Origin of the sequence: Aeromonas sp. R3-1, assembly GCF_040908345.1 — a bacterium.
In the GTDB taxonomy this organism is placed as follows: domain Bacteria; phylum Pseudomonadota; class Gammaproteobacteria; order Enterobacterales; family Aeromonadaceae; genus Aeromonas; species Aeromonas veronii.
Genome location: NZ_JBFODN010000267.1, coordinates 34,349 through 55,134, shown reverse-complemented (window position 1 = coordinate 55,134; position 20,786 = coordinate 34,349). Strand labels below are relative to the sequence as shown.

Sequence of the window (20,786 nt, the reverse complement as noted above, 5' to 3'; positions counted from 1 at the left end):
GCCATCAACCATCAACAAAGGTAAACCGGGGAGGGTCACTCAGGAGCAACTGGCCGCCGCTGCCATCAAACTGTCATCCCGCTGACATGTCGCGGGAACAGTGTCACATCATGCTGGGAGCAACGGATCGCCGGAGCCCTCCAGATGTTCACTATCGATACCCTGCTGACCCAGCACTTCCCCCGCCTGCTTGGCTACCCCCTGCTCACCCCGCTGTTAAAGCGGCTGCTGGGCTGGCTGCTCAACGAGCAGGCCTTTGCCGACTTTGCCGCCCGCTACCCGCACCTGCGCGGCCTCGACTTTGTCGAGCAGGCGCTGACCCAGCTCGATTTCGACTATCGGGTCAGCGAGGCGCAGCTGGAGCATATTCCCGCCAGCGGCCGGGTCATTCTAGTCGCCAACCACCCCATCGGCTCGCTGGATGGACTGGCGCTGCTGCAACTGCTCGGCCGCATCCGCCCCGATGTGAAGATCGTCGCCAACCAGCTGCTGGCCCAGCTCGCGCCGCTGCGCCCTTTGCTATTGCCGGTGGACAATATGGAGGGCAAGACCGATCGACAGGCCATCCTCGCCATGAACGAACACCTCGCCCATGAAGGTGCGCTGGTGATCTTCCCCGCAGGCGAAGTCTCGCGGCTTGGCCTCAAGGGGGTGAAAGACGGCCCCTGGCAGGCAGGCTTTATCAAACTGGCCCAGCGCACCCGCACCCCGCTGGTACCCATCCATCTGGGGGGGCGCAACAGCCTCTGGTTCTATCTCGCCTCCTGGCTCAACAAGCCCGCCTCCGCCCTGTTGCTGGTGCGTCAGCTGTTTCGCCAGCAGGGGCAGACCCTGCCGGTGACCATAGGGGCGCGCATTCCGCTCGGCAGTTTTCAGGAGCTGCCCGCCAAGACGGCGGCGCGGCTGGTGCGCAACCACCTCTACCGGATTGGCCGTGGCAAGGCAGGGCGCCTGCAGACCGAGGCCCCCATCGCCCTGCCGGAGGATCGCCGCCAGCTCAAACAGGCCATCGAAAGCTGCGAGCAGCTCGGCACCACCCCGGATGGTCAGGGGATCTACCTCTACCGCCGCCACGAACTGAGCCACTCGGTGATCCTGCGCGAGCTGGGGCGACTGCGGGAGATCGCCTTTCGCGCAGTGGGGGAAGGGTCTGGCAAGCGGCGGGATCTCGATGGCTTTGACAACGACTATCACCACCTGATCCTCTGGGATCCGGCCCAGCTCGACATTATCGGCGCCTACCGGTTCGCCCCGGTGGCGGAGCTGCTGGCCAGCAAGGGGAAGGATGGTCTCTACAGCCACACCCTGTTCGGCTTTGAGGATAAGCTGCTGCCCCGGCTGGAGCAGGCCATCGAGCTTGGCCGCAGCTTTATCCAGCCCGCCTACTGGGGCAAGCGGGGGCTCGATTATCTCTGGTTCGGCATCGGTGCCTATCTGGCCCGCTATCCCCGCTACCGCTACCTGTTTGGCCCGGTGTCGCTCTCCGGCAGCCTGCCGCCGATGGCCAAGGATCTGCTGGTGAGCTTCTACCGCCAGCACTTTGCCCCCGAACTGGCGCTGGCCCCCTCCCGCCGTCCCTACCCCGAGACGCAACCTCTGTTCGAGGGGGTGGATTACGGCGCCGATCTCAAAGCACTCAAGGCCCGCCTCGACAATCTGGGCTGCGCCATCCCTACCCTCTACAAGCAGTATTCTGAGCTGTGCGAGCCGGGCGGGGTGCAGTTTATGGATTTTGGCATCGACCCCGACTTCAACCACTGCATCGACGGGCTGGTGTGGGTCGATGTGAGCCGCATCAAGTCCCACAAGCGGGCCCGCTATATCGGCAGTCATCTGGCCGAGCCGCGCTTATAACCCTGCTGGAGCCAGGCAAACAGCCAAAAGCAAAAAAGGAGATAGAGGCCATCGCCTCCCTCTCCTTTCGCTCTCATGCTCAGCACCTTTTCGAGACGCTCGGCCCATCTGGCGTTACTCGGCCGCCTTGCGATCCGAGTGGCCGAGATCCCGCTCAGGGGCGATGACGTCACGCACCCGCTGCTTGATCTCCTTGGCCTCGGGGAAGCCATCATCCACCACCCGATCCCACACCTGCACCCCACCCACCAGAATGCGGAACTCCCCCTTGCTGGCCGGCACCAGCGCCACCTCCCCCAGATCGCTGTCAAAGGTGGAGAGCAGCTCCTGCGCCAGCCAGGCGGCGCGCAGCATCCAGCGACAGAGGGTGCAGTAGCGGATTTCGATGCGGGGTTTGCTGATCAGGGTTTCAGATTCGGTCATGAGTGACTCCATAAAAAAGCGGCCAATGGCGGGAAATGGCGTACTGCCGCCCAATGGCCGATCCCGGTTTGGTCAAATCAGTGCTGATCAACCCCATGAAAATCGGCCAGCCAATGGCGGGCAATGGTACGCATCGCCGATTCTGGCAGCTCGAACAGGCCGGGAGCAAGAGGGCCTGCCGCCAGCATCCGGATCCCTTCCATGATCTCCGCCAGCACCAGATAGACATATTCGCCAATCACGGCGCCATGGACGAAGTTGACCGCCTCGCCCCGGTTGAGCAGGTAGATCTGGGTACCATCCGGCCGGTTGAGGGCCAGCACATGGGGGCACACCTCTTCGCTCGGCCACGGCAACTGGGCCAGCGAGAAGGCAAACTCGTCGTCGGCCGAGGTGACCGAGGCGACCATGGTGCCGGGACGCAGCGCCTGCAGATCCGCCAAATCCAGCGAGCCGTTGCCGGTAGAGCAGATCACCAGCTCGGCGCGGCTCAACGCCTCGGCCTTGGTGATCAAGCGAAAACCGTGAGAGAGCGCTTCGACCTGTCGCAGCACATCGGTCTCCACCAGCCCGAGATGGAGGTTGCGACAGCGCAGGTCGCGGGCGATGCTGCGCCCCACCTTGCCATAGCCAAACAGCACGGCTTCGCAGACGTTGAAAGTACGGTTGAGGTTGCGGGCCAGCGACTCCGCGGAGTAGACCACGCTCAAACCAATCTGGATATCCTCGGCCTGCTTGAGGGGACTTCGTGCCACCGACACCACCGGGGTCGCCAGCACCTCCTGCTCATAGCGCTGGTGGCCGTTCTCGGTCATCTCCACCACCCCGAGGAAACGGGGGCCGAAGTATTCACTCAAGATCACCTGGGTTTTGGCAAAGTAACCGCCAATATCGAGGATCAGCAACCGCTCGTGGGGGGCCACCAGCGGTGCAATCTGCTGGATGATACTGTCGGGATCATTGGTCCAGCGCCGGTTGAGGGGCAGCACCGGATAGTGCTGGGATACCCACTCCAGGGTCGGGCCATGTACCGATTTCGGTTTGGGTAAAATGGCGCCAATCCGCCCAATCCGGGAAAGCGCTTCGATAAAATGGGGGCGATCGGGAAGCAGGTGAGTGACCAGCAGAATGCAGAGACCGTCGATGCGTCCCTGTCCGGTGAAATGGCGAAAAAACAGATGCTCAGATCCTTGACTGCGCAACTGTGGCCTCCTTATGTGCCGCAAAGCAGGCAAACAGAACCCGGCGCGGCCGGGTTCTGTGTGTGTCCAAATAAAATGAAAAACCTTTTTATCTGAAACACATAGGTGGCTCAATCATTATCTGCCAAGAGTATGAGCGGGTATGCAAAAATGACTGTAATTGCCTGTTTTTCATGCAAAAATCAGTACAAAGAAGCAGCAGGCCACACCCACCACAGGCTGAGCCCGGTTCCCGCGGCAGCAAGCAATATCAGCCCACCCCAACGCACTGGCCACGGTTTGTCACACAACGCCCACTCCAACAGCGGCAGCAACCAGACCGGCAGCAACACCACCAGCGGCACCTCCACATATTGCCAGGCCAGCATCTGGACGAAGGCGAGGGCCAGCGCCAGACCGGCGGGTGCTACCTTGATGCCAACAAAGGTGGCGAGCAGGGCGCGAAAACCGGCGAAAGCAGCCAGAGCACCGGCCAGCTGGGCAATCAGCAAACTGCCATCGATGCCGATCACCAGCGCCAGCCAGATAAAGCCGAGGGCAAACCCGAGCCCCTCGCGGCTGTCACAGCGCAAGGTGCTCCAGCCAAACCAGAGGATGGCGGGCAGCAGCGCCAGCCAGATCCCGGGTTCGCTCGCCAATACCGAGGCCAATCCCTGCCACCACACCAGCGCACTGAACACCGCAAAGAGCAGCAGCGAGCCGCGTTGATCGCTCACCTGAGCCGCGATGGCGGGGACCAGCAGAGTTAGCGGCAGCCATTGCCACGCCTTTTCCGGCATGCCATAGAGGCCGCCGAGCCAGGATCCCACCAGCCAGAGCGCCAGCGCGCCCCACAGATACCCCAGTCGCGGCCAGCGCCACGATAGCAAAGCGGCTCCCAGAGGAGCCGCCAGGGTTTGCAGCAGAAGTTCCGCGCCCATTACTTGCGCACGCCTTCGACAAACAGGTTGATGTTCATCTCGTCGGGGATGCCGGGCAGCATGTAGCTCACGCCAAAGTCACTGCGCTTGATGGTGGTGGAGGCGTTGAAGCCACTGCGGTAACCGCCCCAGGGATCCTTGCCTTCGCCAATTTTGACCAGATCGAAGGCCACTTCCTTGGAGACGCCGTGCAGGGTCAGGGTCCCTTTCAGCACACCTTTATCCTTGGTGCCCTCGTAAGCGGAGCTGACGAAGGTCATCTTGGGATATTGTTTCACGTCGAGGAAGTCAGGGCTGCGCAGGTGCTTGTCGCGGGCTTCGTGATTGGAGTCGACGCTGGCGGCATCCACTTCAAAGCTCGCCTTGGCGGCCGCCGGGTTGGCGTCATCCATGCTGAAGGTACCGCTGAAGGTGTTGAAGCGACCCACCAGCTCGGAGAAGCCCAGGTGACCCACCTTGAACTGCACTGTGGTGTGCGCCGCATCCACATCGTAATCCGCCGCCATCAGGGGGGTAGCCATAAACAGGCAGGAGGCCAGCAGAGCCTTGGTCATTTTCATCCGTTCGTTCCTTCATCTTGGGGTTCACATCAGTGGTTAAAATGCTAACCTCGTTCTGAAGATGAATAATCAGTGATTTATTAAATTCATTATTTACTGAGGATGGAAAATGGATCAGATCGCCGCCATGCGCACCTTTATCAAGGTGGTGGAGTGCCAGAGCTTTACCAAGGCCGCCAACCAGCTCGGCATCTCGGTCGCCATGGCCTCCAAACTGATGCAGCAGCTGGAGGAGTCCCTCGCCACCCGGCTGCTGTCGCGCACCACTCGTCAGGTCAATCCCACCGAAGCAGGCCAGTTCTACTACCAGCGCTCCCTCGCCCTGCTGGCGGAGCTGGAAGAGACCCACAGCCAGCTGACCCACCACAACCAGCAGCCGAACGGCACCCTCAAGCTCTCGGTGCCGATGGACTTTGGCTATCTGCACCTCTCCCCCGCCCTGCCGCTGTTTCGCCAGCGCTTTCCCGATCTCAAGCTCGATATCGAGTACAGCGACCGGCGGGTCGCGCTGGTGGAAGAGGGGTTCGATCTAGCGCTGCGGATCGGCCACCTCAGCGACTCCTCGCTGGTGGCGCGCCAGCTGGCCACCATTCGGGTCGAGCTTTGCGCCAGCCCCGCCTATCTGACACGCAAGGGCAGACCGGAAAAACCCGAGGATCTCAAACAGCACGACTGTCTGATCTACACCCTGACCCAGCCGGAGTGGCACTTCAAACGGGGAAACGAGCAGCAGAGCATCCGGCCACAGGGACCGCTGCGGGCCAACAACGGGGTGGCGCTGACCCGCGCCGCTTGTGATGATCAGGGCATCATATTGCAGCCCACCTTTATCGTGGGGGAGGCCCTGCGGTCAGGACAGCTGGTCAGCCTGCTGCCAGAGTGGGACAAGGGAGATGTGGGACTTTATGCGGTCTATCCGCACCGCCGCTTCGTCTCGGCCAAGGTGCGCTGCTTTATCGAGTTCGTGCAGGAGCGCTATCTCGCCCCGCAACAGTGGGATAAGCCGTGATGATTGCCAGAGCAGAAGATACGGCCTGACTGTCCGGCCTGCTGGTCCGGCTTGAAACCTAACGCTGGTCGGGTGCGGTGGTGGATGCGGCAACAGGGGTGAGCTTGGCTAGCAGACGCTCCTGCTCGAGGCTTAACTGCCAGCGTGGCAAACGGGTGCGTATCACCGACAACTGCGGCTCACTGAGGGCATAGGGGAGCGCCACTTCAATCTCGGGGCAGTCAAACATGGCGGCCAGCTGCAGGATCAGAATGAGGTTTGCCTCGTCGGTCTTGTGCTTGTTGACCCGTTTGCGGATCTCGTGGCACAGCTGGGTTTCGGGGTCCTGGGTCATCGCCTGCCAGCCGAAACCGAACAACGGCACCAGCGCGCTGACAATCCCCAGCGCCGTCATCGGCTGCTTGGGGGGATGATAGAGTGCGTTGAGATCCAACCGAACAGGATTCTGACGAACCTCACCCCCACCAAATAAAATCGTTTTCGTCATTGGATTACCCGTTATATTCCACTAGACTGCGCCGCATATTTTACCCCGATATGCCAACGAGGTGCTGATGCTAAGCGATATCGAGATCTCCCGCCAGTCCCCCCGTCTCTCAATCCACGCGCTGGCCGAACGCCTCGCCATCCCCCAGCACCTGCTCAGCCCTCATGGCCACTACAAAGGCAAACTCAGCCTCGACCTGCTCACGTCTCAACACATACAGCGCGGCAAGCTGGTACTGGTGAGCGCCATCACCCCGACCCCGCTCGGTGAAGGGAAGACGGTGACCACCCTTGGCCTCTCCATGGGGCTCAACCATATCGGCCAGCCCAGCATCGCCACTATCCGCCAACCGAGCCTCGGGCCGGTATTCGGGGTCAAGGGGGGGGCCGCTGGTGGCGGCCACGCCCAGGTGGTGCCGATGGAGGAGATGAACCTCCACCTCACCGGCGATTTTCACGCCCTGACTGCAGCCCACAATCTGGCGGCGGCAGCCCTCGATGCCCGCCTGTTCCATGAGCGTAAACTCGGCGACCAGTTCAGCGCCAAAACCGGCCTGCCGCGGCTCGATATCGATGCTGACAACATTCTCTGGCCACGCACCCTCGACATGAATGACCGCGCCCTGCGCCACCTCACGATTGGACAGGGGGGTGCTGCCGATGGTGTGGAGCGCAGCGATCGCTTCGTCATCACCGCCGCCTCCGAGCTGATGGCCATTCTGGCGCTGGCGAGCGATCTGAAAGACCTGCGCCAGCGCATCGGCCGCATCCAGCTGGCCCGCGATATTCACGGCAAGCCCATTACCGCCGAACAGTTGGAAGTAGCGGGCGCCATGACGGTGCTACTCAAGGACGCGCTACAGCCGACCCTGATGCAGACCACCGAGCAGACGCCGGTGCTGGTGCACGCCGGCCCCTTTGCCAATATTGCCCACGGCAACTCCTCGGTGATCGCCGATCGCATCGCCCTTGGTCTGACCGACTATGTGGTGACCGAAGCGGGTTTTGGCTCCGACATGGGGCTTGAGAAGTTCTTCAACATCAAGAGCCGCCAATCCGGTATTACCCCCGCCTGCGTGGTGCTGGTGGCCACGGTGCGCGGCCTCAAGGCCAACAGCGGCCTGCTCGATATCCGCCCGGGCCAGCCGCTGCCAGCCAGCCTGCAAGGGGAAGATCTGCCGACCCTCAAGCAGGGCTGCGCCAACCTCGCCTGGCATATCCGGAACGCCCGCCGCTACGGGGTGCCGGTGGTGGTCGCCATCAACCGCTTCCCCACCGACAGCGAGGCCGAACTGGCGCTGCTGGCCCATGAAGCGCAGCAAGCCGGTGCCTGTGGCGCAGCCATCTCCAACGCCTTCACTCAGGGTGGTGTCGGTGCCAGCGAGCTGGCCCGCGCCGTGGTGGCCGCTTGCGAACAACCCGGCAAGGTGAAACTGCTCTACCCCGACGAGGCGAGCCTCGACGCCAAACTGACGACCCTGGTGGAGTGCGGTTACGGCGGCCGCGGAGTGCAGCTCTCCGACAAAGCCCGCCAGCAGCTGGCGCAACTCTCCGCCGAAGGGTGGGATCACTTGCCCATCTGCGTGGCCAAGACGCCGCTCTCCATCAGCCACGACCCAGCCCTCAAAGGGGTGCCGACCGATTTCGAGGTGCCCATCGACGAGGTGAAGCTCTGCGCCGGTGCCGGGTTCGTCTATGCGCTGGCGGGCCCCATCATGACCATGCCGGGGCTAGGCAGTCTGCCTGCCTATCGCCATATCGATATCGATGAGAACGGCGAGATAGTCGGCCTGAGCTGAGCCCTTCCACAACGCCAGAAACAACAAGGCCCCGCCAATTGCGGGGCCTTCTGTTATCCATGCATCAACTCTTAGAGGGTGAAGCGCTGGGTCATATGGTGCAGGGTGTTGGCCAGCTTGCTCAGCTCGACGCAAGCCTGGGCGATCTGATGAGCGCCCTGGGCATTCTCGTCAGCGGCATTGTGAATGTTGACAATGCTGCGGTTGAGCTCTTCGGTCACCGCATTCTGCTCTTCGGTGGCGGTGGCGATCAGGGTATTCATGTCGGTGATGCGCACCACGGCACCATTGATGGTCTCGATACTGGTACCGGCATCCCGCGCCAGACCGACGCTCTCCTGCATCTGGTGACGACTCAGCTGCATGGCGTTGCCCGCCTCGGCGGCGCGGCTCTGCAACAGCTCGATCATCTTGCTGATCTCGGCGGTGGAGTCCTGGGTACGCTGGGCCAATGAACGCACTTCATCCGCAACGACCGCAAAACCACGACCCTGCTCACCAGCACGGGCCGCTTCGATGGCGGCGTTAAGGGCCAGCAGGTTGGTCTGACCGGCGATATCGCGGATCACATCCAGCACCACGCTGATGTTGGCGCTGTCGGCCTCCAGCTGCTGCACCACTGTGCCTGCCTGTTCAATCTTGACCGACACCTCTTCGATGCTGGCAATGGAGCTGCGTACCACTTCGCTGCCGGCAGCGGAGGTGCGGGAGGCATCCTTGGCGGCGCTCATGGCATCCGTGGTGTTGCGGGCCACTTCGTTAACGGTGGATTGCATCTCGTTCATGGCGGTCGCCACCTGGGAGACTTCGTTCTGCTGGATGGCCATGCCGCTGGCGGACTGGCTGGAGATGGCGCTCACCTCCTCCACCGCACTGCTGAGCTGACTCACGGAGCCGGCGATCTCGCTCACCAGATCGGAGAGGGAGCCCTGCATCCGGTTGATGGCGGAGCCCAGCTGACCCAGTTCATCGCGGTTGAAGCGGCTGTCACGGATCCACTGCTGCAGTTCGCCCTGACCCAGATCGCCATTGGCAATACGCTGGGCCTGACGGGCCAGCATGATCAGCGGGTCGCGAATTTGGCGGGTCAATACCACGGAGAGCACCACCACAAGGATCAAACCGATCACCAGCGCGATGGTGACACTCAGATTGGCGGATTGATAAGAGTCGACAATGTCGCTGCGGGATTCAGACGCATAACCATGGTTAATCTGGATAAGGGAGGCCACTGACTTGCTCAGCGCGGTATAAAGGGGAACCCCCTCCTCAAGAAAGATGCGTTGGGCTTCGGCAAGCTGATCGCTGTCTTGCAGCTGTTTGACTCGCTGGTGCAGGGCGACGTAACGATCCCAGTCAGATTTCACCGTATCGAAGGTACGGCGCTCCGCCACATCCTCAGGCCAGATCGTCTTGTCATGGGCAATCAGCTGCTGCGCGATCGAGTTAAGCTGTTGACTGGCAATATTCCGATATTCAGCCCTTTTCAGCGGCTCGGCGGCCACCACGAAATAACCCAGCTCATAACGACGCAACTCACCGAGAGAATCCCCGATCGCGCTGGTGCGATTGACCGCTGGCAAGATGCTGTCGGTAAACCGGATGGCAACATCATTCATGTTGCCAAACTGGACAAGGGCAAAACCGCCGATAAAGGCGACCATCAAACCGAGCACGGCAAAGCCGGCGGTGAGTTTTTTGCCTATGGTCATGGTACTGGTATTCATGGGATATCCTGGTGGTCGTTAAATTCGTAGCACTCGTCCGGTTCACGCCCTCCTGGCATGAACTATCTGGCCACCTGTTCAGTGGCGCACCATCCAACCTTGATGAATATCTCTGAATTCCATGAGCGGCAGCGAGAGCCGAGAGGGGCGCTAGAGTAACCGGATTGTGATGGTTCGGAAAGAGTCTGTCCGGTTACTTTTTGTAAGGTGAAAACGAGGGATTTATCGTGCTCGATTAAATATACCGCTCAGATGAATAAATCGAAAAAATACATAACGTTTGCATAGTGCAAGCCGCACGGACCAAGCCGTTGCAGGCCGCCACTCTCATCCGGAACCAATGAAAAACGCCAGCAATGGCTGCTGGCGTCTCGTTTATTCAGCGTGGCGGTTACAAAACAACCGCCATCTTATCCGCGCAGGCCGCCCAGAAATTCGGCCCGGGTATCGGGCTGGGTCTTGAACACCCCACCGAGGGAGGTGGTGGTGGTATAGGAAGTCGAATCCATTACCCCGCGTGCCTTGACGCAGTAGTGGGTCGCCTTGATGCTGATGGCCACATCCTTGGTACCGAGCAGGGTCTGCAGCGCCAGCAGGATCTGCTGGGTCAGCCGCTCCTGCACCTGGGGACGGCGGGCAAAGAACTGCACGATGCGGTTGATCTTCGACAGGCCAATCACCTTGCCACGAGGGATATAGGCCACATGGGCCATGCCGTCGATGGTGACGAAGTGGTGTTCGCAGGTGCTGGTGAGGCTGATGTCCCGCACCATGATCATCTCGTCCACCTGCATCTTGTTCTCGATCACCGTCACCTTGGGGAAGGTGGAATAGTCGAGGCCTGAGAAGATCTCGTTGACGTACATCTTGGCGATGCGATGCGGCGTCTCGGCCAGACTGTCATCGGTCAGATCCAGCCCCAGCGTCTCCATGATGGAGCGCATATGGCCTTCGATCTTCTCCCGCTTCTGCTGGCTGTTCAGCTCGTTGATGACCAGGGGGGTTTCCAGTCCCTGGGCTTCGAGGGCAGCCCTGACCAGCAAGGCTTCCGGACTTAAGGTTGTCATTATCTTCTCTCCCACGCTCAGGGACTGTGAGGGCCGCTCAAGGAGCAACCCCTTATGTTATGGCGGCGTACAGGGCCGACGGTATCGCTGTAATGGTCGCCACTCGGGATGTAACGGCCATCTGTTATGGCGGCATAGTAAACGGCCATTGCCGCCAAGATTCAAGTCAACTTGTGCGTCACCTCATACTTTATGGCCATCTACCCCCGTTTCTGCGCCGATTACCCCGAGAATCCTTGAGATAACCTGCCCATCCCCGGGGATTTTTGTGATAATCCCGCCTTCAATCATAGAAAGAGGTCATGACGATGGGATTTGATACCAGCGGACTACTCCCCTTAAGCGATGCCCTGCAAGGGATGCTGGAACAACTCGCCTGCTGCTGCGACTGCGAGCAGCAGCCCCTGCCAGAGGCCCTTGGCCGGGTTCTTGCCAGCGACATCGCCTCTCCCCTCGCCGTGCCCCCCTTCGACAACTCCGCCATGGACGGTTACGCCGTGCGCCTTTCGGATCTCACTGCTGGCACCCCGCTCATCATGGCGGGCAAAGCGTTTGCCGGTCAGCCCTATCAGGGCGAGTGGCCCGCCGGCCACTGCGTGCGGATCATGACCGGCGCCCCGGTTCCCGCAAGCACCGATGCGGTGGTGATGCAGGAAGAAACGCAGGCCGACGGCGATCGGATCACTTTTCTTACGCAACCCGAACCGGGCCAGAATATCCGCCGCACCGGCAGCGATATCGGCAAGGGCGCCTGCGTGCTACCAGCCGGTACTCGCCTCACCCCAAGAGAGATGCCACTGCTGGCCTCCCTCGGCGTGGCAACCGTCGCGGTGCGCCGCCCGCTGAAAGTGGCCATCTTCAGCACTGGCGATGAGCTCAAGCCGGTCGGCACCCCGCTGGCCCACGGCGATATCTATGACTCCAACCGCTACGGCGTGCGGGCCATGCTGGCGCGCATGGGCTGCGACTGCCTCGACCTTGGCATCATCCCCGACGACCCGGCCCAGCTACGCGCTGCCTTTATCCGCGCCGACGAAGAGGCCGATGTACTCATCACCACCGGCGGCGTTTCGGTAGGGGAAGCGGACTTCACCAAACAGCTGCTGGACGAGCTCGGCGAGATTGGCTTCTGGAAGCTGGCCATCAAGCCGGGCAAGCCGTTTGCTTTTGGCCGTCTGCCCCGCGCCTGGTTCTTCGGCCTGCCGGGCAACCCCGTCTCCGCCATGGTCACCTTCGATCAGCTGGTGCAACCGGCGCTGGCCAAGCTGGCGGGCCAGCACTTCGAGCGGCCACTCCAGCTGCAAGCCATTGCGGCCGAGCCACTCAAAAAGAGCCCGGGCCGACTCGACTTCCAGCGCGGCATTCTGAGTCAGGGACCAAACGGCCTCGAGGTGCGCAGCACCGGCTCGCAGGACTCCGCCGTGTTCAGCTCCCTGTCGCAAGCCAACTGCTACATCGTTCTTGAACGGGAACGGGGCCGCGTCGCCGTGGGCGAGACGGTGACCGTGGAGCCATTCGGGGGATTGCTGCTGTGAGCGAGATCCTGAGCGACGCCGAACTACTGCGCTACAACCGCCAGATCATCCTCAAGTCCTTCGATTTCGAGGGGCAGGAGGCGCTCAAGCAGGCCAGGGTGCTGGTGATCGGCGCCGGTGGCCTTGGCTGTGCTGCCGGCCAGTACCTGGCGGTGGCCGGGGTTGGCCAGCTCACCCTGGTCGATTTCGACAAGGTGGAGCTCTCCAACCTGCAGCGTCAGGTGCTGCACAACGATGAGCGCATCGGTCACTACAAGGTGGACTCAGCAGCGCAGTCGCTTCGTGCCCTCAATCCCTGGCTCAACGTCGAGACCCACGCTACCGTGGCCGATGAGGCGCTGCTCGATGCCTTGCTGCCCCGGCATCAGCTGGTATTGGATTGCACTGACAACCTGGCCATTCGCAACCTGCTGAATCACAAGGCACGCCAACACAGGGTTCCGTTAGTCAGTGGCGCCGCCATTCGGCTGGAGGGGCAGCTCTGCAGCTTCACCTGGCAGGAAGGTGAACCCTGCTACGCCTGCCTCAGCGCCCTGTTTGGCGAGCAGGCACTCACCTGCGTCGAGGCGGGCGTGCTCGCCCCCGTGGTGGGATTGGTGGGCAGCCTGCAAGCGCTGGAAGCTATCAAGCTCTTGGCAGGTATGGGCAAAAGCTACAGCGGCCGCCTGCTGATGATTGACGGCCTGAGCGGCACCTTCCGCGAGATGAAGCTACCCAAGCGCCCCGACTGCCCGGTCTGCTCCCACCCTTGACCCAAACGGGATCAAAAAAGCCGAACCCTGTGGTTCGGCTTTTGTATTCCGATTTAGCAACGGTATCGGGGATCAGAAGATCCCCTTGGCTTTGACCTTTTTCATATTGGCCACCTGACTCGAGAGATCCTCGATCAAAGGTTCTGCCTCTGTGCCGACAACACTCTGTCGAGCGGGGGCACTGGCCAGTCGCTGGATCAATCTGTGCTGCTCGCGGATCAGCCGGGATTGCTCTTCCAGTTGGCGAGAAAGCAGCTGGATACTGCTGGCAAGGGGAGCCAGATCCTGCTCGGCCCCTGCTGATGGCAGCTTGCCAGCGATAGCTTCGGCCAGCTGGTCATGATCCAGTGCGGCAGGCAATCCTTGCCTGAGTTCATCCCACATCTCGGCGGGTTGTTGCTCGCCGAGCCGGCTGACAATCTCGTCCACCAGGGATGTGGTATCACTCTGTCCCAGCTGTGGGGCCAGTCTGGCCACTATCTCGTCGATCATCACATCTGCGGCAGGCTGCGCCTCGCCAGCGACCTCACCCAAATTGAAACCACAGCTGGCAAAGGCATGGCGCAACGTCGTCATGCTCACCTGCTCCGGCCCCAGCGCATTGGCAATCGCTTTGCAGAGGTTGGGCGCCAGCACGTACATGAACATGCCGGAGAGGTAGATATCCTTGTGAAAACGGCTCTTGGAGAAGTCAAACTCCTCGGTGCCCTCCTGGATCTTTCGCGCCCGTTGATACCAGTTCTGCAATACCCCGACCGCATAGCGATCAGACTCCAGCGCACCCGGATCCATGTAGATGGAGAAGGTCATGCGCTTGAGTTGACTACTCATCGTCAACCTCGGCCATCACAGGCGCTTCGCGATAGACTTCATCCTCTTCCGTGGTGTAGAGGCAGATTTCACGAGCCAGCGCGGACTGGGCATCGTCCAGCAGCTCGACACGGTCACCCAGGGTGGGATAGGCCGCCTTGATCGCGTCATAAATCAGGGATGCGCCGCCACCGACCAGATAGACACGGTTCGGGTTCTTGGCGAACTTCTTCGCTTCATGTGCAACCTGAGTGCCCAGCTCGTCGATCTTGTTTTGCATCTTCTCGAGGATCTTGGGGATCTGGCTCTCGTCGTTGACCACATCGCACACAAAGCTCATGTCGTGGCGACGCTTGATAAACTCGTTGGCCACCAGATAGCTGGAGTCGCTGTCTGCTGCCGCCAGCGCCTTGCGGGTCGCATCGGTCACCATGGAAACGCCGATCTCGTTGTTGCCGTAGACATCGGAGACATCGTCAAACTCGCCAACGATGATCCCCATGTCCAGGGTGGTGCCACCGCAGTCGATCACCAGGGTCTTGGTGAACTCGTTGCAGCCTGAGCCAATCAGACGGGAGAGTGCCGCTGGCAGGCTCTCCGGCATCACTTCCACACTGACGATGTTGAACAGCTCGCCCTTGTTAAGGGTGATGGCACGCATCAGGTTGCGGCGTTTCTTCTCGATCTTCTCTTCGTTACGCTGGCAATCGTCCGGGTTGTAAAACTCGGTGATGGGCAGGGTTACGGTGATGGCGACATCGCACGGCGTCACACCGGTCTGCAACAGGGCATGATGTACGGAGAGCAGGTTGAGATCGTCATACTGGTACTCCACATGAGTGGTGGCCAGAGACTTGTCGGAAGTCGCGTCGTAGGTGTACTTGGTGTTGCCTATCTCGTAGTTGTAGATCTTTTTGTCTTTACGCAATGCGGCGCTCTTCCAATCCTTGCGAAAGGAGTTGGGAGAGATGATGGTCTTGAGCACCTTGTTCTCAATCCAGCTCACCTTGACGTTGGTCGAGCCATCATCGATGGCCATTTTCATTACTTCAGACATGAGGAAACACCTGTTAATAGATCAGAAATGGGTCCGATTGCCTTGCCTTATGCCTTTGGCAAGGCGATCGAACCAATACATACACGGGGTAAAAGGGCGACAAGTTTAATGGGTTTCTAAAATCCGGTGAAGCAAATGATTAAATCCTGAAGGATCTTCCGCGGGCCAGGCGTGGTGGCCGTTGGGGGTGTGGATGGTGGCGTTGGGCAAGGCAGCAAACTGCTCTACCCGTTTGGCCAGCGGCAGGTAGTCATGACTGGTGGAGATGATGGCCACCGGCTGCCAGATGGAGCCAAGCCGGGCGCGTACCGACCAGCCGGGTAGTGCCTCCAGCAGCGCCTTGTAGGTTTTCTTTTTATTGCGCACGAAACGCAGCCGGAAGGTGTGGCGCACCTGCGCCAGATCCGGGCCCGGGAAGAGCTCGCGTCCCAGCCACCAGGCGAGCGGACGCATGCCAAACCAGCGCAGCCACTTGAGGCGCTGGGCATAACGCTCCTGCTCTTTGGGGCTCTCCAGCAGAAACTCGCTAAAACCGTTGACCAGCACCAGCCCCTGCACCTTGTGGGGCAGTTGCAGCGCCAGCTCCAGCGCTACCATGGCCCCCAGCGACAATCCCACGACCCAGGCGGGTTCAGGCTGTGCATCGAGCCAGTTCACCACATCGGCTGCCAGGGTCGCCACATCGAACGGCCCCTCCTGCATGCTCTGGCCGTGGCCGCGCAAGTCCAGCGCTACCACCCGGTACTGTTCGGAAAACCGTTCGATCTGCGCCTGCCAGTCGAGGCTGGAGGAGCCCAGCCCGTGCAGCAGCAACAGCAAGGGGCCCTCCCCCGCACTGCGCAGGGCAAGACCGTTGAATTTCATCACCTGATTGCGGCGCATCAGTGTATTGCCTCTCGACTCATCACCTGAACCATCTCTTGTTGTTATGTTGCCCGTGGCTATCCTGCCACGTTATCAGCACGGCGCCCAATCAGCCTTCGCTGACCAGACTCACCGCCTTGATATAAGCGTAGATCTGCTGCTCCGGCGCCAGCGCCAGCCGTCTGGCGGAGCGGCTGGTGATCCGGGCCAGCAGTATCTGCTCACCCAGCACCAACTGCAACAGGGTCTGGCCGGGGCGCACCTCGCGCACCGCCAGCAGACGGGTGACGAGACAGTTGGAGAGACTGGAGTGCTCGATGGGGGCGGTGGCAATCACCACATCCCGCCCCGCCACCTTGATTTGCAAGGGGCCGATCTCATCCGGCACATGGGTCATGGTGACCCGCAACTGCTGCTCACCAAGCTGCAGGGTCGCCATCTGCTCCTCTTCATCGTAGTGAGAGAGGGTCGCATCCAGCATCACCCCTGCATCGTCACGGCTGGCCAGCGAGAGATCGGTTCGGGCGAAGATCTCGCTCGGCCTGCCTTGCGCCTCGACCCTGCCACTTTCCAGCAACACCAGCTGATCGCAGAGCAGGCTCACCTCCTCCATGGCGTGACTGACGAAGATCATCGGGATGCCGCTCTCCTGCTGCAAGCCCTTGAGCACATGGGCCTGATGGATGCGGCTGCGCCGATCGAGCGCCGAGAAAGGTTCATCGAGCAGCAGCAGATCAGGCTCGGCCAGCAGCGCCCGCCCCAGCGCTACCCGCTGGCGTTGACCGCCAGAGAGGGCATGGGCAGGCAGCCCCAGCAGATCGGCAAAACCGAGCCGAGCCGCCAGCGCTTCGGGCTGCCAGCGTCCTCGCCCCTTGCGGGCCGCCAGTTGCAGATTGCCGAGCACCGTCAGATGGGGAAAGAGGCGCGCGTCCTGAAACACCAGCCCGATCCGGCGCGCTTCGGGCAGCAGTTGAGCATACTCCCGATCGCGCCACAGCAAGCGATCCCCGTTTTGGCGATCGAGCCCGGCGATGATGCGCAGCAGGGTGCTCTTGCCACAGCCTGAGGGGCCAAACAGGCCGAGGATCCCCCCCAGCTCGAGGGTCAGTGCACAATCGAGGGTAAAGGGGCCAAACTCGCGCCGGGCATGGAGGTTCAAGGCATGGCGGTGCGGCACGTTCACAGGCGGCATAGTAGCGGGCTGGTTCATCCAAACACTCTCCGCTGTCGGCGCTGCAACACCCCGTAGACCAGCACCAGCATCACCAGCGAGAAGGCCATCAGGCCGCCCGCCAGATAGTGGGCTTGTCGGTAATCCATCGCCTCCACATGATCAAACAGGGCGATGGAGAGCACCTGGGTTTCGCCAGGGATATTGCCGCCAATCATCAGCACCACGCCAAACTCCCCCAAGGTGTGGGCAAAGCCCAGCGCCGCCGCCATCACAAAGCTGGGTAGGGTCATCGGCAAGATGATGTGGAAGAAGCGCTCCAGCGGGCCAAGCCCCAGGGTAGCGGCAGCCTCCAGCTCCTTGTTGCCCATGTTGACGAAAGCGGAGGTGAGCGGCTGCACCACGAACGGCAGCGAATAGAGGATGGAGGCAAACAGCAGGCCGAGAAAGCTGAAGGCAAGAGGGGCACCAAAGGTGTCGCGCCACCAGGCGCCGAAGCCATATTCGGGGGAGAAGGCGAGCAGCAGATAAAAACCCAGTACCGTGGGAGGCAGCACCAACGGCAGTGCCACCAGCGCCTCCACCAGCGGCCGCAGGCGGTTCTGACTGCGCGACAGCCACCAGGCCAGCGGCGGTGCCAGCAACAGCAAAATCGCTGTGGTGCAGGCCGCAAGCTTCAGGGTGAGCCAGACCGCCAGCAGATCCCCTTCACTCATTGCCGACCTCCCGATTGATAAATGCCCCCAACAGCATGGTATCTATCCTTATTGCAAAGAGTGGCCGACCCGAAGGCCGACCACTCAGGGTATCACATCAGGCCCATCCCCTTATTGGGGCAGGGCATAACCAGCTGCCTTGATCTGCGCCTGACCCGGCCCCTTGAGCCAGGCGACCAGTGCCTCGACCGCACTCCCTTTCTTCAATACCAGCCCCTGCTGTTCGATGGGGGGATAGAAGTCAGCCGGTACGGCCCAGGCTTCACCGGTCTTGTCCGCTTCCACCAGATTGGCCCAGGCGACAAAGCCCAGTTCGGCATTGCCGGTGTCGACAAATTGCCAGGTCTGGCCGATGTTGGCGCCGGTCAGCAGCCGGTACTGCTTGGGATCGATTTTGAGATGGGTGAGGGTCGCCATGGCGGCAGCACCATAGGGAGCTGTGCGGGCATTGGCGATGGCGAGGTTGCCCTTCCAATTGCGCAGGGTCGCCTCGTCAGGGGCTGGCCCCCCCTTCTTCCACACCCCCAGCTGGCCGATGGCGTAGGTGAAGCGATCGCTCCCCTTGCCCTCTTTTTCCAGCTTCTCGGGGGTCGCCGCATCGGCGGAGAGGAAGAGATCGAACGGTGCGCCGTGACTGATCTGGGTGTAGAGCACCCCGGTGGCGGCAGACGAGATGGCCAGGGTGTGGCCGGTCTTGGCGGTGAACGCCTTACCGATACGCTCGATGGTTCCCTTGAAGTTGGCGGCCACGGCCACTTTCACTTCATCGGCCTGCACGACACCGGTATGCAAGGTGGCGGCGCAGACACCGGCGATGACAACAGATAACAACGGTTTCATTCCCTTTCTCCTGATGGGGCCCGCACATCCGCGCCCCTTGGCGGGGCCGTGGTTCCCGTTGAACCTGCGCCCCTCGTGATGAACAGGTCAGGCTTGCCAGCGGGCAGCGGCGGCGTTGTCGCTCTCCTTGGCCTCGACCCAGCGTTGCACACCCTCGGCGGTCAGCTCTTTTTTCCAGAACGGCGCCCGGGTTTTCAAGAAATCCATGATGAAGTGACAGGCGTCAAAGGCGGCGTCGCGGTGGGCACTGCTCACCGCCACCAGCACGATCTGATCGCCAAGCCACAACTCGCCGATACGATGAATGAGGGTACACTCCTGCAGCGGCCAGCGGCGACGGGCCTCCTGCACGATATCGGCCAGCGCCTTCTCGGTCATGCCGGGGTAGTGCTCGAGGGCCAACCCCTTCACCTCCTCCCCCTGATTGAAGTCGCGAACCTTGCCAACGAAGGTGACGATGGCGCCACTGTCGGGGCGGGTGGCGAGACGGGCATATTCGTCCGCCAGCGAGAAATCCTCCCGCTGGACCATAATGCGATCGGTCATGGTTGCCTCGCTCATCCTTAACCTCCGGTCGTTACTGGAGGGGCAGGGAAGAAGGCCACCTCATCGCCACCACACAGCTCAGTGGTGCGATCCACGGTCATTATTTCACTCATCATCAACCTCCGGTAACCGGCGGGAAGAAGGCAACCTCATCGCCATCGTTGATAGGCGTGTCGAGGGGCACCAAGGTCTGATTGACCGCGACCAAGAGCTTGCCTGCTTCCAGCGCCAGCGCCCACTTGTCGCCACGCTCACAGAGCGCCGCGCGCAGTTGTTCGGCGGTGGCGTAGTCGCACGGCAGGCTCAGCTCATCGCAGGCCACCAGCTCTCTTACTTGCGCAAAAAACAGTACCTTGATCATGCTTGCTCCCCGCTATTTGACCCCAGCTGAAAATGGCCGGACTTGCCGCCCTTTTTCTCTACCAGCCGCACCTGTTCGATCACCATGTCCTTTTGTACCGCCTTGCACATGTCGTAGATGGTCAGCGCCGCTACCGACGCTGCGGTCAGTGCCTCCATCTCGACACCAGTCTTGCCGGAGAGTTTGCAGAGGGTGCGGATATGCACCTTTTGCTGCTCGGGCAGCGGCACTATCTCCACCTCAACTCGGGTCAGGGCCAGCGGATGGCAGAGGGGGATGAGATCGGAGGTCTTCTTGGCGGCCATGATACCGGCGATGCGGGCGGTGGCGAACACGTCCCCCTTGTGGTGCTGGCCGCTCAGGATCAGCGCCAGGGTCTCGGGGGCCATGGCAACAAACGCTTCGGCACGGGCTTCACGCTCGGTCACCTGCTTGTCGGTCACATCCACCATATGGGCTTCGCCGCTCTGGTTCAGATGCGTCAGGTTGGGCTGGGTCTGCTTGGGATCGGTCTGGTTCATCGTTTGCTCTCAGAGGTGGGAGACAAAGTTGCACGGCTTGGTGCGGGCATCGAGCTGATCGCGGATCAGTTGCTCCCAACCCAGCTGGCAAGCGCCGGTGGAGCCGGGCAGACAGCAGATCAGGGTGCGATTGGCGAGTCCCGCCAGCGCACGGCTCTGCATGGCGGAGCCTTTAATCTCGGCAAAAGAGAGTTGACGGAACATCTCGCCAAAACCCTGTACGGTGCGCTCGAACAGCACACCGACCGCTTCCGGTACCCGGTTCTGTTCATTGAAGCCGGTACCGCCGTTAATCAGTACCACCTGCACCCCCTCATCGGCGATCCACTCGCTCACCCGCGCGCGGATGCGAAACAGGTTGTCCGGGCAGAGCGCCCGATCGGCCAGCTGATGGCCCGCGTCGGTAAGGGCCGAGACCAGATAATCGCCCGAGCTGTCATCGGCGGCGGTGCGGCTGTCGGAGACCGTCAGCACGGCGATCTTGAGGGGAATAAATGCGTTGTGTTTCTGTCCCATCGGGCAGCTCCTTGTGGCTATGGGCCGTCAACGAGGCAGGAAGAGAAGGG

At 61.3% G+C, this 20,786-nt stretch carries 22 protein-coding genes; 5 read left to right on the top strand and 17 right to left on the bottom strand.

Going from position 1 to position 20,786, the window contains the following annotated elements:
* Positions 1-144 precede the first annotated feature (144 nt).
* Positions 145-1,854 (top strand): lysophospholipid acyltransferase family protein, encoded by a 1,710-nt coding sequence (locus tag AB5Y85_RS18945; RefSeq protein WP_257687429.1) that lies wholly within the window; start codon positions 145-147, stop codon positions 1,852-1,854.
* A 114-nt stretch (positions 1,855-1,968) separates the two neighbouring features.
* Here the strand turns inward: AB5Y85_RS18945 and AB5Y85_RS18940 are convergent, their stop codons facing one another.
* From AB5Y85_RS18940 to AB5Y85_RS18925, 4 genes are all read right to left on the bottom strand, one after another.
* Positions 1,969-2,277: a SelT/SelW/SelH family protein gene (locus AB5Y85_RS18940; RefSeq protein ID WP_019445942.1), complete on the bottom strand. Its 309-nt coding sequence runs from the start codon at positions 2,275-2,277 to the stop codon at positions 1,969-1,971.
* A 77-nt stretch (positions 2,278-2,354) separates the two neighbouring features.
* Positions 2,355-3,479, bottom strand: coding sequence for an adenosylhomocysteinase (locus tag AB5Y85_RS18935; protein ID WP_257687428.1), 1,125 nt, complete (start codon positions 3,477-3,479; stop codon positions 2,355-2,357).
* 182 nt (positions 3,480-3,661) lie between these two features.
* Positions 3,662-4,399, bottom strand: coding sequence for a hypothetical protein (locus AB5Y85_RS18930; RefSeq protein ID WP_257687427.1), 738 nt, complete (start codon positions 4,397-4,399; stop codon positions 3,662-3,664).
* Entirely contained in the window at positions 4,399-4,959 is a 561-nt protein-coding gene (locus tag AB5Y85_RS18925) for a YceI family protein (RefSeq protein ID WP_005334411.1), read from the bottom strand. Before AB5Y85_RS18925 ends, AB5Y85_RS18930 begins: the two co-directional genes overlap by 1 nt.
* A gap of 109 nt (positions 4,960-5,068) precedes the next feature.
* Between AB5Y85_RS18925 and AB5Y85_RS18920 the strand changes: the two genes are divergently transcribed.
* Positions 5,069-5,968: a LysR family transcriptional regulator gene (locus AB5Y85_RS18920; RefSeq protein WP_101530455.1), complete on the top strand. Its 900-nt coding sequence runs from the start codon at positions 5,069-5,071 to the stop codon at positions 5,966-5,968.
* 58 nt (positions 5,969-6,026) lie between these two features.
* Here AB5Y85_RS18920 and AB5Y85_RS18915 read toward each other — a convergent pair whose 3' ends face one another.
* Positions 6,027-6,455, bottom strand: coding sequence for a hypothetical protein (locus tag AB5Y85_RS18915; protein WP_101530456.1), 429 nt, complete (start codon positions 6,453-6,455; stop codon positions 6,027-6,029).
* A gap of 67 nt (positions 6,456-6,522) precedes the next feature.
* Between AB5Y85_RS18915 and AB5Y85_RS18910 the strand changes: the two genes are divergently transcribed.
* Positions 6,523-8,253: a formate--tetrahydrofolate ligase gene (locus tag AB5Y85_RS18910; protein WP_101530457.1), complete on the top strand. Its 1,731-nt coding sequence runs from the start codon at positions 6,523-6,525 to the stop codon at positions 8,251-8,253.
* 71 nt (positions 8,254-8,324) lie between these two features.
* Here the strand turns inward: AB5Y85_RS18910 and AB5Y85_RS18905 are convergent, their stop codons facing one another.
* Positions 8,325-9,980 carry a methyl-accepting chemotaxis protein gene (locus tag AB5Y85_RS18905; RefSeq protein ID WP_064339754.1) on the bottom strand — a complete coding sequence of 552 codons (1,656 nt, stop codon included), beginning with the start codon at positions 9,978-9,980 and terminating at the stop codon, positions 8,325-8,327.
* A 410-nt stretch (positions 9,981-10,390) separates the two neighbouring features.
* The gene (folE, locus tag AB5Y85_RS18900) at positions 10,391-11,047 is read right to left on the bottom strand and encodes a GTP cyclohydrolase I FolE (RefSeq protein ID WP_058055823.1); all 657 of its coding nucleotides are present in this window, start codon (positions 11,045-11,047) and stop codon (positions 10,391-10,393) included.
* A 308-nt stretch (positions 11,048-11,355) separates the two neighbouring features.
* Here folE and moeA point away from each other — a divergent pair, with 308 nt between their 5' ends.
* Entirely contained in the window at positions 11,356-12,582 is a 1,227-nt protein-coding gene (gene moeA, locus AB5Y85_RS18895) for a molybdopterin molybdotransferase MoeA (protein ID WP_101530459.1), read from the top strand.
* The gene (moeB, locus tag AB5Y85_RS18890) at positions 12,579-13,334 is read left to right on the top strand and encodes a molybdopterin-synthase adenylyltransferase MoeB (protein ID WP_101530460.1); all 756 of its coding nucleotides are present in this window, start codon (positions 12,579-12,581) and stop codon (positions 13,332-13,334) included. The genes moeA and moeB overlap by 4 nt, the downstream gene beginning before the upstream one ends.
* Positions 13,335-13,406: 72 nt before the next feature.
* On the opposite strand, the gene AB5Y85_RS18885 is transcribed toward moeB, so the two are convergent.
* The 10 genes from AB5Y85_RS18885 to moaB form a co-directional block, all read right to left on the bottom strand.
* Positions 13,407-14,165 (bottom strand): hypothetical protein, encoded by a 759-nt coding sequence (locus AB5Y85_RS18885; protein ID WP_227274000.1) that lies wholly within the window; start codon positions 14,163-14,165, stop codon positions 13,407-13,409.
* Complete coding sequence (locus tag AB5Y85_RS18880; RefSeq protein WP_257687426.1) at positions 14,158-15,201, bottom strand: plasmid segregation protein ParM; 1,044 nt, start codon at positions 15,199-15,201, stop codon at positions 14,158-14,160. The genes AB5Y85_RS18885 and AB5Y85_RS18880 overlap by 8 nt, the downstream gene beginning before the upstream one ends.
* A 105-nt stretch (positions 15,202-15,306) precedes the next feature.
* The gene (locus AB5Y85_RS18875) at positions 15,307-16,083 is read right to left on the bottom strand and encodes an alpha/beta fold hydrolase (RefSeq protein ID WP_257687425.1); all 777 of its coding nucleotides are present in this window, start codon (positions 16,081-16,083) and stop codon (positions 15,307-15,309) included.
* Positions 16,084-16,174: 91 nt separating this feature from the next.
* Entirely contained in the window at positions 16,175-17,275 is a 1,101-nt protein-coding gene (gene modC / locus AB5Y85_RS18870) for a molybdenum ABC transporter ATP-binding protein (protein ID WP_216951732.1), read from the bottom strand.
* The gene (gene modB, locus AB5Y85_RS18865) at positions 17,272-17,952 is read right to left on the bottom strand and encodes a molybdate ABC transporter permease subunit (RefSeq protein ID WP_005334429.1); all 681 of its coding nucleotides are present in this window, start codon (positions 17,950-17,952) and stop codon (positions 17,272-17,274) included. The genes modC and modB overlap by 4 nt, the downstream gene beginning before the upstream one ends.
* A gap of 111 nt (positions 17,953-18,063) precedes the next feature.
* The gene (modA, locus tag AB5Y85_RS18860; protein ID WP_216951733.1) at positions 18,064-18,792 is read right to left on the bottom strand and encodes a molybdate ABC transporter substrate-binding protein; all 729 of its coding nucleotides are present in this window, start codon (positions 18,790-18,792) and stop codon (positions 18,064-18,066) included.
* 87 nt (positions 18,793-18,879) lie between these two features.
* Positions 18,880-19,353, bottom strand: a complete 474-nt coding sequence (gene moaE, locus AB5Y85_RS18855; RefSeq protein ID WP_139407100.1) for a molybdopterin synthase catalytic subunit MoaE — start codon at positions 19,351-19,353, stop codon at positions 18,880-18,882.
* Positions 19,354-19,453: 100 nt separating this feature from the next.
* Positions 19,454-19,699 (bottom strand): molybdopterin synthase sulfur carrier subunit, encoded by a 246-nt coding sequence (moaD, locus tag AB5Y85_RS18850; RefSeq protein ID WP_005353453.1) that lies wholly within the window; start codon positions 19,697-19,699, stop codon positions 19,454-19,456.
* Entirely contained in the window at positions 19,696-20,220 is a 525-nt protein-coding gene (gene moaC, locus AB5Y85_RS18845; RefSeq protein WP_144715204.1) for a cyclic pyranopterin monophosphate synthase MoaC, read from the bottom strand. Before moaC ends, moaD begins: the two co-directional genes overlap by 4 nt.
* A 9-nt stretch (positions 20,221-20,229) precedes the next feature.
* Entirely contained in the window at positions 20,230-20,736 is a 507-nt protein-coding gene (gene moaB / locus AB5Y85_RS18840) for a molybdenum cofactor biosynthesis protein B (RefSeq protein ID WP_005344126.1), read from the bottom strand.
* Between the last annotated feature and the right edge of the window lie 50 nt (positions 20,737-20,786).

Coding starts and splice junctions, on each gene's coding strand:
- AB5Y85_RS18945 (WP_257687429.1), top strand. CDS start 145: ATGTTCACTATCGATACCCTGCTGACCCAGCACTTCCCCCGCCTGCTT.
- AB5Y85_RS18885 (WP_227274000.1), bottom strand. CDS start 14,165: ATGAGTAGTCAACTCAAGCGCATGACCTTCTCCATCTACATGGATCCG.
- modC (WP_216951732.1), bottom strand. CDS start 17,275: ATGAACCAGCCCGCTACTATGCCGCCTGTGAACGTGCCGCACCGCCAT.
- AB5Y85_RS18925 (WP_005334411.1), bottom strand. CDS start 4,959: ATGAAAATGACCAAGGCTCTGCTGGCCTCCTGCCTGTTTATGGCTACC.
- modA (WP_216951733.1), bottom strand. CDS start 18,792: ATGAAACCGTTGTTATCTGTTGTCATCGCCGGTGTCTGCGCCGCCACC.
- AB5Y85_RS18920 (WP_101530455.1), top strand. CDS start 5,069: ATGGATCAGATCGCCGCCATGCGCACCTTTATCAAGGTGGTGGAGTGC.
- moaC (WP_144715204.1), bottom strand. CDS start 20,220: ATGAACCAGACCGATCCCAAGCAGACCCAGCCCAACCTGACGCATCTG.
- AB5Y85_RS18880 (WP_257687426.1), bottom strand. CDS start 15,201: ATGTCTGAAGTAATGAAAATGGCCATCGATGATGGCTCGACCAACGTC.
- AB5Y85_RS18875 (WP_257687425.1), bottom strand. CDS start 16,083: ATGCGCCGCAATCAGGTGATGAAATTCAACGGTCTTGCCCTGCGCAGT.
- modB (WP_005334429.1), bottom strand. CDS start 17,952: ATGAGTGAAGGGGATCTGCTGGCGGTCTGGCTCACCCTGAAGCTTGCG.
- AB5Y85_RS18915 (WP_101530456.1), bottom strand. CDS start 6,455: ATGACGAAAACGATTTTATTTGGTGGGGGTGAGGTTCGTCAGAATCCT.
- AB5Y85_RS18940 (WP_019445942.1), bottom strand. CDS start 2,277: ATGACCGAATCTGAAACCCTGATCAGCAAACCCCGCATCGAAATCCGC.
- folE (WP_058055823.1), bottom strand. CDS start 11,047: ATGACAACCTTAAGTCCGGAAGCCTTGCTGGTCAGGGCTGCCCTCGAA.
- AB5Y85_RS18905 (WP_064339754.1), bottom strand. CDS start 9,980: ATGAATACCAGTACCATGACCATAGGCAAAAAACTCACCGCCGGCTTT.
- AB5Y85_RS18930 (WP_257687427.1), bottom strand. CDS start 4,399: ATGGGCGCGGAACTTCTGCTGCAAACCCTGGCGGCTCCTCTGGGAGCC.
- moaB (WP_005344126.1), bottom strand. CDS start 20,736: ATGGGACAGAAACACAACGCATTTATTCCCCTCAAGATCGCCGTGCTG.
- moaE (WP_139407100.1), bottom strand. CDS start 19,353: ATGAGCGAGGCAACCATGACCGATCGCATTATGGTCCAGCGGGAGGAT.
- moeA (WP_101530459.1), top strand. CDS start 11,356: ATGGGATTTGATACCAGCGGACTACTCCCCTTAAGCGATGCCCTGCAA.
- AB5Y85_RS18910 (WP_101530457.1), top strand. CDS start 6,523: ATGCTAAGCGATATCGAGATCTCCCGCCAGTCCCCCCGTCTCTCAATC.
- moaD (WP_005353453.1), bottom strand. CDS start 19,699: ATGATCAAGGTACTGTTTTTTGCGCAAGTAAGAGAGCTGGTGGCCTGC.